This is a genomic window from Vibrio sp. GLN_1, from assembly GCF_043106015.1.
Classification (GTDB): domain Bacteria; phylum Pseudomonadota; class Gammaproteobacteria; order Enterobacterales; family Vibrionaceae; genus Vibrio; species Vibrio parahaemolyticus.
In genome coordinates this window covers 349,741-362,153 of record NZ_JBICMD010000014.1, presented here as the reverse complement: position 1 = coordinate 362,153, position 12,413 = coordinate 349,741, and the positions used below count along the sequence as shown (strand labels likewise).

9 protein-coding genes are annotated in these 12,413 nt (G+C 46.9%); 5 read left to right on the top strand and 4 right to left on the bottom strand.

What is annotated here, in order from left to right:
• The first annotated feature begins 417 nt into the window (after window positions 1-417).
• Together ACF8OV_RS06525 and ACF8OV_RS06520 are read left to right on the top strand one after the other, a co-directional pair.
• Entirely contained in the window at window positions 418-1,620 is a 1,203-nt protein-coding gene (locus tag ACF8OV_RS06525; protein WP_005462380.1) for a Bcr/CflA family multidrug efflux MFS transporter, read from the top strand.
• Window positions 1,620-2,279, top strand: a complete 660-nt coding sequence (locus ACF8OV_RS06520; protein WP_005462414.1) for a DUF2913 family protein — start codon at window positions 1,620-1,622, stop codon at window positions 2,277-2,279. Before ACF8OV_RS06525 ends, ACF8OV_RS06520 begins: the two co-directional genes overlap by 1 nt.
• Window positions 2,280-2,364: 85 nt before the next feature.
• Here the strand turns inward: ACF8OV_RS06520 and ACF8OV_RS06515 are convergent, their stop codons facing one another.
• The 3 genes from ACF8OV_RS06515 to ACF8OV_RS06505 are packed head-to-tail and all read right to left on the bottom strand — an operon-like array spanning window position 2,365 to window position 7,655.
• Window positions 2,365-4,347, bottom strand: a complete 1,983-nt coding sequence (locus ACF8OV_RS06515) for an MtrB/PioB family decaheme-associated outer membrane protein (protein WP_203502786.1) — start codon at window positions 4,345-4,347, stop codon at window positions 2,365-2,367.
• A 9-nt stretch (window positions 4,348-4,356) separates the two neighbouring features.
• Window positions 4,357-5,337: a DmsE family decaheme c-type cytochrome gene (locus ACF8OV_RS06510; RefSeq protein ID WP_203502777.1), complete on the bottom strand. Its 981-nt coding sequence runs from the start codon at window positions 5,335-5,337 to the stop codon at window positions 4,357-4,359.
• A gap of 53 nt (window positions 5,338-5,390) precedes the next feature.
• The gene (locus ACF8OV_RS06505) at window positions 5,391-7,655 is read right to left on the bottom strand and encodes an OmcA/MtrC family decaheme c-type cytochrome (RefSeq protein ID WP_203502775.1); all 2,265 of its coding nucleotides are present in this window, start codon (window positions 7,653-7,655) and stop codon (window positions 5,391-5,393) included.
• Between the two features lie 451 nt (window positions 7,656-8,106).
• On the opposite strand from ACF8OV_RS06505, the gene ACF8OV_RS06500 reads away from it, so the two are divergent.
• Both ACF8OV_RS06500 and ACF8OV_RS06495 read left to right on the top strand, forming a co-directional pair.
• On the top strand, window positions 8,107-8,730 hold the full coding sequence (locus ACF8OV_RS06500; RefSeq protein WP_025442036.1) for a c-type cytochrome: 624 nt from the start codon (window positions 8,107-8,109) through the stop codon (window positions 8,728-8,730).
• A gap of 22 nt (window positions 8,731-8,752) precedes the next feature.
• Window positions 8,753-9,337, top strand: coding sequence for a NapC/NirT family cytochrome c (locus tag ACF8OV_RS06495; protein WP_203502767.1), 585 nt, complete (start codon window positions 8,753-8,755; stop codon window positions 9,335-9,337).
• Here the strand turns inward: ACF8OV_RS06495 and ACF8OV_RS06490 are convergent.
• Complete coding sequence (locus ACF8OV_RS06490; RefSeq protein ID WP_203502765.1) at window positions 9,294-10,772, bottom strand: DUF2867 domain-containing protein; 1,479 nt, start codon at window positions 10,770-10,772, stop codon at window positions 9,294-9,296. The two genes, ACF8OV_RS06495 and ACF8OV_RS06490, sit on opposite strands and share 44 nt — an antisense overlap.
• A 94-nt stretch (window positions 10,773-10,866) precedes the next feature.
• Between ACF8OV_RS06490 and ACF8OV_RS06485 the strand changes: the two genes are divergently transcribed.
• A complete protein-coding gene (locus tag ACF8OV_RS06485; RefSeq protein ID WP_015296569.1) occupies window positions 10,867-12,243 on the top strand; it encodes an MATE family efflux transporter in 1,377 nt (458 codons plus the stop codon).
• The last annotated feature ends 170 nt before the right edge of the window (window positions 12,244-12,413 follow it).

The window sequence follows — 12,413 nt, the reverse complement described above, 5'->3', positions numbered from 1 at the left end:
ATTCTTTAGTTCCTGACAGGAACTAGTCTTTTGGTAGGAATTGGCTCAAAATGACGATTCCTACCAAAATGTTTTCGAGCCTAGACAATTTCGGTATGCATGCTTAACCTCAGTGATATGCCGCGGCGTTTTATCACGGGCTCACGCATACTTTTCTCGCGAAACATCCGTTCGTAGTGAATCAATCATGCTGTCATCTTTGGTTTATTGCGCGCAATTATCGGGTGAACATGCATCGTTATCATGCGCTTTTCTATGTCGAGCTCGTCAAGGCCACCTTGGTAAACATTCGTCCTTATGACCCTCGAAAATTGAATCAGCAAAGCACTGTGCTTTGTTTTCAATGGTACGAGAAGCATCCTTGCTAGTTTCTGCAAAGAAATGGCTGATGGCAAGGACACAACTAGAGGTAAAAGAATGACAGAAAAAGCTCAAAGCGCTCCCCAATCTCAAATCAGTTTTTTACTGTTTCTTGTGCTCGGTGCAATTGGCGCGCTAACGCCATTGGCGATCGACATGTATCTACCGGCAATGCCGACCATCGCAAAAGATTTGGGCGTTGCACCTGGTGCGGTTCAAATTACATTGACGGCTTATACGGCGGGTTTTGCGATTGGTCAGTTAATTCATGGGCCGCTTGCCGATAGCTTTGGCCGCAGACCTGTACTGATTTTGGGTGTGCTTTTCTTTGGGTTAGCAGCGGTGGTGAGTGCGACCACAAACGGCATTGATGCGTTAACCTATGTTCGTACGGCCCAAGGTTTTGCTGGCGCGGCTGCGGCGGTCATTATTCAAGCTGTGGTGCGTGACATGTTTGACCGTGAAGACTTTGCGCGCGCAATGTCTTTCGTCACATTAGTTATCACGATTGCCCCGTTGGTTGCGCCGATGATTGGCGGTCACCTTGCGATTTGGTTTGGATGGCGTTCTATCTTTTGGGTGCTGGCTATCTTTGCTGTGGTTGTCATTCTGTTGGTGTTTTGGAAAATTCCGGAGACGCTAAAACCAGAAAACCGTCAACCACTGCGTTTTCGCACCACATTAAAAAACTACGCCCGTTTGTGTTCAAGTTCTGAAGCGTTGGGCTTGATGTTGTCTGGTGCATTCTCGTTTTCGGGGATGTTTGCATTCCTAACTGCGGGTTCGTTTGTTTATATTGATTTGTATGGTGTTCGACCTGACCAATTTGGTTACTTATTTGGTTTGAACATTGTGGCGATGATCATCATGACCAGTATTAACGGTCGTTTGGTGAAAAAAGTGGGCTCTCATGCCATGCTTCGTTTTGGGTTGTTCGTGCAACTTTTAGCGGGCATTGGTCTGTTCGTAAGTTGGTTAATGGACTTCGGACTGTGGGGCATCGTGCCTTTTGTTGTGCTGTTTATCGGTACATTGTCGACGATAGGTAGTAATGCGATGGCGCTGCTTTTAAGTGGCTACCCATCAATGGCGGGTACGGCATCGTCTCTGGCGGGGACGTTAAGATTCGGTATCGGCTCATTGGTTGGCGCGCTGGTGGCATCACTACCTGGTAATGTTGCGTGGCCTATGATCATCGTTATGTTTGCTTGTTCTGTGCTTTCAGCACTGTTTTATTGGACTTTAGGAAGAAAGGCGTAATGTCGAATTACACCAAAGAAATTCAAAACTTGGTTAACTCTGCTCTGAATGAACTGGAGCAGGAACATCGTTCTGGCAAGTTGGCCAATGCGCCAGTGGCGAACAACCACTATCTTGTTCGTTGGGTAACAAAAGCTCTGAAATCTCAGCGTTTTGGTCGAACGGTCGGCGATGACTTAACTCGTTGGCAAAAGGCGGGGCGTTCAAAGGGGAATGACGCTGGTTTGTTGTTTATCTTCAAACGTATTTCTGCTTTCTACGCGCAATTCTTCCCTGAAGGTGAAGATTCAAAAGTGATCAAAGACTCTGACGTCGAAGCTTTTTTGGACGTAATGGAGCAAGCGGGTTGGGAGGTTTCTACCTCTGAACAATTGGTTGGTTGTGGCAAAATCCAAATCTTCACGGAAGGCCAAAATTCTTTGGCACTGTGTGCAGACCAATGCGAAAGCTGCTTCGACGGCGAGTTGCTCGTTAAACCAATGAGCTGGTTTGTGCGTGGCAACCATGCTGAGTTTGTTGAGAAAGCAGCGCAAGCGGGCTTTATGGTGCATAAAGTGACGGACTACAAATCGATGGTGAAATACCACGGCGAGTACCTTATCTTCCCTGCAAACGAAGGTAACCAATTGGCTGAGATTCCTTTGAGCTTCCAAGCTTAATCAACTTCTCACAGTAGTAGAATTGAAATACGAAAGCATCAGGCGCTTGAAACGTCTGATGCTTTTTTGTTACGTCACTCTGTGTCTAAAAGCGATATTTCCAATAGACGCCGCCATACAGACCTTCATAGCTTTGCAAAACGTCGCCCATCGTTCCGGTTTCGTTGCTAAACAAGTAATCCTCTTCTGAGTAGTCCTCATAACGGAGGTTAAGCTGTACGTTTTGATTTTCAGATACTTCATAGTCAGCGATGACTTCAAATCGATACGAGTTCGCCTCGTTATCAGGATATTGGGAACCACCAGATGTGGTTGAAGATTTACTGTCCGCTTGGCTGTAGCTGTAATCAAATGAGACAGAAAGTTTGTCGTCCAGCAGTCGCTCTTTACTCACACCAAAACCAATGGTTGTGATGTCATCTTTGAGCTTGGTGGTGTAGCGATTCCAGCCGACAACGTCAGAGTTTGCTTGTTGTTGCTCGGAGCGGATGATCTGTTGATTGTAAAAAACATGCCCGCTTAATCCGTCGAGTAAATTGAAGTTGAGGCTGAGGTCGTAGCCGTAATCTTCCCCTTCGCTTAAACCAATATCGGGTTTTGCATAGTCATCATTTCCGTACCAAAGTTCTGCAAGTAGCTGGACATCGTCTGTCATGTCATAACTGCCGTCGCCACGGAGCTCAATCCTCTCTTTGTCGGCTAAATAGTATTGGCGCAAATTAGGCGAGTCGTTGCTGTCGTCCTGCCAATCAGAGCCATCGCGGAAAGAGTAGGAGACTTTACCGCCTAATTGCCACGGACTGTTTGGCCTGTACTGAGCACCAACAAAAACGCGTTGTTCATCGGTACGTTTTCGGTCGGCATAGCTTCGATCGTCTTGTTTGAAGTGATAACCCGCATTCACTTTCACATCAGACGCAACACGATGCGTTAACGTTGTTTCCAGTTTGGTTTTTGTGTGGTCGTATTTTTCTCTTGTAGAGCCGATGATGGTGTTTCTATCGGAGTTATCGTCTTTGTCTGAATAGTCCACAGAAATGGCGAAAGCTGTGTCTCTCGAAAGCTTGTTGTGGTAATCCGCGCTCATTTGCCAAGTGTTGGTCTCGCCATGGAATGTATTGGAGTTAACGGGGGACTGCGGAAACGGATTTAACCCGCCTTCAGAAGACGTTTGTGACCAAAGTAAGCGGCCACTGAACGTTTGTTGATTCAACCGATAATTCCCCGTGACAGCAAACTGGTGAAAGTCGTTGTCAGGCTCATACGCAAGGTGGTTGGCGTAAGGGTTGGTAATGCCGCCGTAATAGAGTGCGGACTTGTCATTGCGGAAAAACGAGCCGCGATACGCAATATCCACCAGCCACAAATCTTCAATGTAGCTCACTCCTACTTGAGTATTTAAGGTTTCATGATCGACGGCTTTGGGTATGAATCCCGGCGCGTTGGCGTAACCCGGAATGGTCGATGAATAGAGCGAAGTTGTGCCTTCTTTACGTTCGTGCTTCATGGATGCATATGGCTTCCATGGCGTATGTGGTGTGTACTTGAGTTCTAACTTAAACGTCTCTCGCGTCACTGAGTTTTCATATTTCGATAGGTCACCACTAACGAGTGCATCTTCTCTTGGATGATACGCACTGAGTGAGGACTGATTCCAGAAATACGGAGTTTCACTGTAGCTGCCGAGGATACGTAATCCGTCGTACTGGCCCATTTCCCACTGCAGTAAGAAGCGTTGCAAACCAAGATCTTCGACGACGATTCGATTGTAGAACCCGTCGTCTTCATATTGTTCGATATCGGCGTTTAGGCTCGCGTTAAAGTGTTTATTGTCAGAGTTTGTACCGTAAACGGGCGGATTCCAATTATAGAATCGCGAGGAACCATCGTTGTTAAGGTACCCTACGCCCGCGCTGACTTCTCCACTCCATGTGCCGTCGCTGCTGCATCCACTGCACTGCCAGCGGCTAGTGTCGGCTGGTTGAGAACGTTGTAACGAATAATCGTTGGCGTGCGCTTGCACAGCAAAAGCAAGGGAAATAGCGATGCACAGTTGAGATAGTTTCATGCCTCCCTCCTAATAACTTAATGTTTGACCACGTGGGTGGTTAGAGCCATGCACTTGATTGTGGCAGTTTAAACAACTTCCGCCGCGCACTCTCAAGTCGTTTTCAGGAATGGCTACGTTTGCATGTGGCACACGGTGACATTCCTGACAAAGCATTGGCAGCCGTTTATTGAGCAAGGCTTTGTTCACTGAACCATGAGGTGTGTGACAGGATGTGCAATCTTCAGTTACAGGCTCATGCTCCCATAAAAATGGGCCGCGTTTTTCCGCATGACATTCGTAACAAGCGTTATTGACGGTTGACCAGTTCAGGCTCGCTTCATTTAATGTCTGATGTGGATTGTGGCAGCTAGAACAAGTCATGACGCCGTCGATAATAGGGTGACGACTGCGTTTGTGGATATCTGATTTGGTGCGGGAGTGACAATCGGTGCATTTGTCTGCTTGCATTTCGTCAACCATCATCGGATCGTCTTTTTGATGCAGTTGGTGACAGCTTGCACAAGACAGCCCTTCAAAAGCGTGCTCGCTACTATGCCAAGTCGAGCGTTTCGCATCTTGGTGACAAGATAAACACACGCTGTTTTGCTTTTCGGCCGGAACAGGGGAGTTTGGCCCAAAAGTGATCATCGGTTCACGAACTTGTCCTTTTCGTGGATTGCGTTCGTGATTGTTCGCTGGGCCATGGCATGCTTCACACTGTTTATCATTCATTGGCCCATGCAGGTTTGCGGACTTGCCATGAATGTTTTCGAAAATACCCGTTGCAGGTTTATCTGATGTATCGTCATGGCAACGAAGGCAGCCATCTGGTCCGCGGCGTGAATATTTCCCCTCGGAAAACTTGGTGTCTAATATGGTTTCAATTTCTTCTTGAGTTAACGTCGCCGCTTCGGGTTCTGGCTTGGCGACATCTTCCGAACTGACGGTGAAGATGACGCCTAACCCAAGTATCCCAGCTACCAACCACCGCAGAAACATTGCTTTCATAGCTCTTCCTTTTCTTATCCTTAATTGTCAAAGCATTGTGTTCAATGACGAATTCAACGGTAGTCGTATACCTTGTGAACCTTATCTACCCCTTGTGACTGACCAATAGCATGGCAAGTCGTACATTGTTCGGTGCCCATGGCTTGTGCTGATGTGTCTGCTCCAAATACCGCGCCGTGATTCAGCATATGGTTCAGAGGCGCATCTCCTGCCACGGTATCCGGGTCAGCATTAGCTAAAGATGACTCTAGGTGACACGCGCCACAGGCGACTAACGCAGGACTAAAGTACTTACCACTTGCCAGAGAAGGGCGCGTATTTTGTTGGCTAGGTAAGTTGTATTGAGCATTGGTATGGCAGGCCTCACAGTTGTTGACTGCGCCAGGGAAAGGCGCTTCACCGCTATGAGCGGAGCCAAAGGCATGGAATGAGTGCACGTGGTACTTCAGATCAGCCGCCATTCCAGGATAAAACGCAGAACGTTCAGAGTTATGGCAATTTTTACATTGTTGGAAGTCGGTGGCGGCATGTGGATGCTCACCGAGCTTATGGATAGTCAGCTCTTTGTGACAATCGTTACACGATGAAATGTCCGCGCCCACTGGCAGTTTGTGTTGCTTGTTGATACCAGACACATCAAACGAGCCGGATGCGTTATTGGCAGCAATGACGAAAGGCGATTTGATAAGATCGATGCCTTCAAACGTGACACATTCGGCGAGCTCGCCATCTCTACGGTTGGCGCAAAGTGGCATGTCGGCGATGTTAACCGTCAACGTAGAGTTGGAGGTTGGCTTAATCGCAGCGTCAGTGAAGTCTTTATGACACAAGAATAGGCCTTCTCCTTGAGCCTCACAGCCGTCACCAAGTGCGCCATCATCGGCGATGTTGAGACTGTTGTTTGCGACCATCGGGCCTTGGCCGTTATCCCAGTTCAGCAACAAATTGAGGTGCCCATGTTCATTAATGAAAGGGGTCAGTTCGTTGATGGATTCAATACCTGTGCCCGCTTTCGACACTCTTAGTTCAATCTCAAACTGGTCATCAATAAATCGCGCGCTTTCAACGTTGATTTCAAGCGAATCACGCGCTTTTGCAAGATTCTCTAAACGCATTACGTGAACCGTTTTAGCACTTCGGCTTGCGTCTTGGCCGATGATTGGATCTCCATTGTCATCTCGGTCATAAGGTCGGTGACAGCCCGAGCAGGAGTTTTGTGGCTCGCCGTTTCTTACCCAAGCCGTACCCACTTGGTTATCATGCGCGCCTCTGTCTCGGTACAAGTGACAGGTCTCACAGGCAACTTGGCTTGGGTGTTCAAACCAATTGTTGGCGTCTGATGCTTTCGCGACATCGGTCGAATGGCAGGTTGTACAGTTGCGGGCATCTTGCGGGAAAGGGTTGCCTTCAATGACTAAACCATTGATGTCGGTAACGAGCATGTCATTCTCGTCGACAGGCTGTTTGTAAGTGTCGGTGTTATTTCTGTCGCTACCTAATTTGAAAACATTACCGTGGTATTGATGAACAACGGCAGCGAGAGGGCGTCTGGCTGGCGCAGCGCCAGGATTACTGTCATTGTGGCAAGCGGTACAAACGGCAATGTTGTTATCAATTGAGCGATAGCCGGGTCCATGATGAAGCGGTTCGCCCATATGACAGTTTTCACAGGTACCTGTTTCAATCACATTGCGGGAGACAGCCGTATCTGAACTTTCTTGCGGCACCCATTCAAATACGTAGGTAAAACCGTTGCCTTGCTCGCCATACGCCATGACGATTCGGTGGAGTTTATCCGCATCCCAAGCAATAAAACCATTGTTGTTAGAAGAGTCGGCAGTGTAAGGATCGGACACTTTTAAAACGTCAGGAATGGCAAACGTGTAGCGATACCCTTCGTCTGTTTTTACTAGTGTTCCATCCCAAACACTCTCCATGCTGGCACGGTTATTTACGGTATTGCTTGAGTGATGGAAACTCTTCCAATAAGTGTTGCCATGGCGCCCATTGAAGGCAAAGGCTGGATCGCTCGAGTTTTGTGTATCGACACGAGAGGGCATTGCTTTAAGAAGTGCGATGCGAAAGTCTTTCGTTTCGTCTAACTCATGAGATCTGCCACTGCCGTCTTTGACGGTAAAATCGACCACCAGTTTGGTTTCTCCGGTTTCTTGAGTGAGCAATGATGGCTCGGAAACACTGATCTCGAAATCACCAAGCGCAGGTGGTGGTGTATTTTGATCGTTTTTGCTGTCTGGACCACATCCGGTGAGCAGTAAAATAAAAAATATTAATGTAGCGATCGACTTTAAACCGTTCATAGTCCCTCTCGATTCGTCCTAAAGTAAGTGGGAATGCGTTGGAATGGTTAAATATCTCAATAAGCAATTGATTGAAATATTAATTTGTATTCAAGCCAAAAGCAAAATATCCATATTTACATCGCTTGAATAAATCGAAATACATGGCTTGTAAGAGTATAGACGCAATATGAAATATTATTAAAATAAACCGCTTTTTCTATGTGTGAATTTTGGATTTTAAATTATTGTGTTTTTAAATCAACTATTTGTATTGGTGTTTGTTGTTCTTGAAGAGGTCGGTGCAGAAAAAGTAAGGGTATTGAACTACGCTACTTTAAATGGTTGACGGCTTAATATTTTTATCTTGGATATCGTTGGTTTTAAGTCGCGTTTATAAAATGATTTTCTTATCGTTTATTCGCTGTCTGGTTTTGATTAACAAAGATAATTACTACGGAGTCAGTCTAATATGCACCAACTAATTAAATTATCTCTAAAATTTTCCTCGGTGTTAGCCATTAGCTCAGTTTTGGCCTCCCACAGTTTAGCGTCACCAAGTGAGCTAATTTCACAACATGAATGTGAAGCTTGTCATGGGCCAAACGGTGTTAGCTCAGACACGAATATTCCGACCATAGCAGGGATTCCCGAGTTCAACTTTTTCGACCAGATGTTGCGTTACCTTGAGGGCAGACCCTCAGCTTCGGTTAATCACGTATACGGAGACACGAGCCAAAAAGGCGACATGGTGACGATAGTCAAATCTTTATCTGAAGCGCAGATTGAAGAGTTAGCAAAACATTATGCTGGGCTTGAGTTTGTGCCTGCTAAGCAGTCTTTCGATCAAGCGTTAGCGATGAAAGGTAAGGCTATCCACGCGAAAAGTTGCGAGAACTGTCATTCGGATGGTGGCAGTAACGCTCTGGATGAAGCTTCGGTTTTAGCTGGTCAGCAGAAGGGCTATCTCGCCACTACGTTGCAACAGTTTAAGCAAGGCAAACGCTCCGTTGATAAAAAAATGGATGAGGCGTTCAAAGGGCTTAGTTCCGATGATTTAAACGCGCTCGTAGAATACTATGCGAGTTATCGCTAGCGCTGCTTTGGGATGATCACCAATGAGTTTATGGCGTAAACCAAACAGAAAATGGATGCTCGGCATACCAATTGGTGGCTTATTGGCGTTTATCCTTGGTGGGGCGGCCCTCAGTGTTTTTCACTTTGGTATGGATTACACCAATCGCAACGAGTTTTGTTACAGTTGCCATATTGGGATGGATACGATAGTTGAGGAGTACCAAGCATCTCCACACTTCAAAAATGCTCAGGGTGTGATTGCCGCTACGTGCAGTGATTGCCATGTCCCTAGGGAGTTTTTTGCTAAAATCGCATTGAAAATCGGCGCTACAGCCGACATCTATCACAAACTGAAGGGGGACATTACACTTGAGAACTTCGAGGCGGAGCATCGCCCGAGGTTGGCTACTGAAGTCACACAGCAGTTTATCGAGAATAAATCTAAACAGTGTCGATATTGCCATTCCGTTGACAAGATGGATTTCGAAGCGCAAGGACGAACCGTTGCGCGTCGACATCAGATGATGGAAAGTCGAGAGCAATCGTGCATTGATTGCCATGCGGGGATTGCTCATCACCTGCCTATTTCTCTAGATTCTCCAGAGACTGTCCCACCTGAGGAGTAATACTGATACTTTCGGCTTCTTTCGCGATGGCTTTGACCATGCCTTTGAATATGAATAGATGGGCTGGCATCATGGCAAACCAGTAAAGCAGCCCGAGAAATCCCTGCGGGTGCCACCACGCGGTGATATCCAGTTCTCGTTCATCACCATGGTCTTTGATGGTAATTTCTAAACGTCCAAGCCCTGGGCCTTTCATCCCAAAAAACAGGGAGAGGAACTGATTTTCCTTACAGCGAATCACTTTCCAAGAGTCTATATAATCGCCGACTTTGAGCTCCGGCCCCGGAGGAGAAACGCGAATCGGTTTCCCGCCACCAAAAAAGATGTCGAGCCATTCGCGTGTGCGCCACAAAATGTTGGCAAAGTAATAGCCTTTTTCACGACTCCCGATTTTTTGAGCCACTTTCCATAATGCCGCAGCGGAGGTTTGAGTTTTTATGCTCGCACCGGCTTGTTTAGGGTAGTAGCCATACCCCGGTTGCCATCGACGAAGTGCCGCAGGCTCAAAGCCCCAAACATTACTGCGCACAAACGTGCCTTCATCTTGGATGGTATCGGATACCGCTTGCTCGTAGCTGATCAGCGTTTGCGGAAATCGTGCTTCAATCGCTTTGGAATCGGCAATGTAGTCATGCTCTAACCCTGCGAGTAATGCTTTGCCGATGTTTGCTGGCACAGAGGTGACCAAACCGAGCCAGTACGATGCCATTTTGGGGGTAAGCAACGGTGTCGACCACAGCCGATAAGGCTTGTTGGTGATTCGGCAAATTATTTTAAATTGCTCGCGGTAGCTGAGTGTATCTGGCCCACCAACTTCATAAATTTGGCTTTCTTCTGGGGGGGATGCTTCGGCCAACTGCAATAAATAGTGATTGAGGTTGGGTAGGGCGATGGGGTTGGCTTTTGAGTCGACCCATTTAGGCGCAATCAAAATAGGTAAGTTGTAGACAAAATCTCGCATGATCTCGAAAGCGGCGGAGCCGGGACCAATGATGACGCCAGCACGTAACTCTGTCACCGGAACACCGGATTGTCGAATGATCTTTCCAGTGGCTTTACGAGCGGCTAAATGGCGCGAGTTTCCAGTTTGTGGCTGTATGGCACTTAAATAAATAACGTGTTTGACACGGCTTTGCTCCAATGCGTATTTAAAGTTCAAAGCAAGGTTCAATTCGTATTCAACAAAATCATCACCTTGTGCCATGCCGTGCACCAGAAAGAACACCAAATCAAAGTCATCAACTAATGAAACTGTACTTTCTGCGTCCGCCAAGTCTAAGTAAGTCAGTGTAAGGTTGGGATGTGGGCTGGTCCTAGACTCCAAATAATCAATATGTCGAGATGCTGCGGTTACGCTGTAACCTTTATCGAGCAGTTGAGGAAGAAGCTGAGAACCAATGTAACCAGAGGCACCTAATACCAACACCTTTTTCATTATCCGTCCTTTTATTGCTGGTGGAAAAATCACCGCTGGGTATAATCATGAGACACTTTTCCCATTCTATCAATAAGTTGTCGTTGGAGTGCTCGTGACTTTTCTATCTCAACTCTCAACTCACGCAGATAAAGCCTTTTTGCGTCGATTGTTCGCAATAGCACTTCCCATCACGCTGCAAAGCATTATGTTTTCCAGCCGAAGCCTAGTCGATGTATTGATGCTAGGGCAACTTGGTGAAGCCGAAATTGCCGCTGTGGGAGTCGCAGCTCGAGCGACGTTTGTTACCACCATCATGTTAGTTGGTGTGACCACGGGTGGCGCACTGCTTACCGCGCAGTACTGGGGAGCGGGAGACAAAATTGGCGTAAGACAAAGTACGTCGCTGACTTGGATGATTGCGATGGTGTTTGCCGCGCTGGCCGTTTGTTTATTCGTCTTTTTCCCGCAGCCAATCATGGGCTTGACCACGGACTCCCAAGAGGTGATTGAGCTTGGGTCAAGCTACTTGGTAATTTCATCAGCCAGTATGTTCGCAGTGGCGTGTGTTGCCAGTATGGCGGTGGGGTTACGTGCTATGCATCAACCAGGGTTGAGTACTTTCTTTAGCGGCATCGGTATTCTCTCCAACGTGTTTTTAAACTGGGTGTTGATTTTCGGTCACCTAGGCTTTCCTGCCCTTGGTATTACCGGTGCCGCAATTGCAACGGTGATCAGTGGAGCCATTGAAGTTGGTTGTTTATTTGGTTATTTGTGGTTGAAAAAACACATTATCGCCTTTGGTTGGGGCGACATTCGTGCCAGCTTAGTGTTGGACAAAATCACTCGTTTTCTTAGCTTATCTTTACCCACGACGTTCAACTTTCTCGCTTGGGCTGGAGGGCTGTTTGCTTACCACGCGATCATGGGACAAGCAGGCGTGCAAGGTTTGGCAGCGCTGTCGGTGATGACGCCCGTTGAGTCGATTGCTCTCGCCATGATGATTGGCTTATCGAACGCGGCTGCGGTTTTAGTGGGTAACCAACTCGGCGCGAAAAACTTTGAACCTGTGTATTACCAAGCTTGGGCGACGGTAATCTTGAATGTCCTGATTGCTTTCGGTGTTGCGGTACTTCTATTTTTCACCAATCAGCTCATACTCGATGCGTTCAGTGCATTGAGCGCCGAGACTCGTCATTTGGCAGAGCAGTTCATGGTGATTCTGGCACTTGGCGTCGTATTGCGCTCAGTGCCTATGATGGTCATTGTGGGGGTTCTTCGTGCTGGTGGAGATGTGAAATTCTGCCTGTATCAAGATGTGTTTGCTCAATGGATAATCGGTATTCCGCTCGCTGCGTTTGCAGCGATATATTTGGGGTGGGAACCACAGTGGGTGTATCTACTTTTCCTCACTGAAGAGGTAGTGAAGTGGTGTATCTGTTTGCCTCGAATGAAGAGCAAAAAATGGATGAAAAACTTAATTGAAAAGTAGCGATATTGAAGCTGGTTGAAGTTTCTAATAAATCTCGTTCATAGTTTGCTTATATTTCGCATTTTGCAGCCGTTTCAAGTTTTTTGCTTGCTATAGCTAGAAAAATTGCTGCAAAAATCTGCTTATAACGTCAACAAAATCTGTTGTAGAAAGTGAATCGAGTTGCATTT

What these genes read in the sequence shown, in the direction of transcription:
- ACF8OV_RS06525 (WP_005462380.1), top strand. Translation starts at nt 418, where the DNA reads ATGACAGAAAAAGCTCAAAGCGCTCCCCAATCTCAAATCAGTTTTTTA.
- ACF8OV_RS06520 (WP_005462414.1), top strand. Translation starts at nt 1,620, where the DNA reads ATGTCGAATTACACCAAAGAAATTCAAAACTTGGTTAACTCTGCTCTG.
- ACF8OV_RS06515 (WP_203502786.1), bottom strand. Translation starts at nt 4,347, where the DNA reads ATGAAACTATCTCAACTGTGCATCGCTATTTCCCTTGCTTTTGCTGTG.
- ACF8OV_RS06510 (WP_203502777.1), bottom strand. Translation starts at nt 5,337, where the DNA reads ATGAAAGCAATGTTTCTGCGGTGGTTGGTAGCTGGGATACTTGGGTTA.
- ACF8OV_RS06505 (WP_203502775.1), bottom strand. Translation starts at nt 7,655, where the DNA reads ATGAACGGTTTAAAGTCGATCGCTACATTAATATTTTTTATTTTACTG.
- ACF8OV_RS06500 (WP_025442036.1), top strand. Translation starts at nt 8,107, where the DNA reads ATGCACCAACTAATTAAATTATCTCTAAAATTTTCCTCGGTGTTAGCC.
- ACF8OV_RS06495 (WP_203502767.1), top strand. Translation starts at nt 8,753, where the DNA reads ATGAGTTTATGGCGTAAACCAAACAGAAAATGGATGCTCGGCATACCA.
- ACF8OV_RS06490 (WP_203502765.1), bottom strand. Translation starts at nt 10,772, where the DNA reads ATGAAAAAGGTGTTGGTATTAGGTGCCTCTGGTTACATTGGTTCTCAG.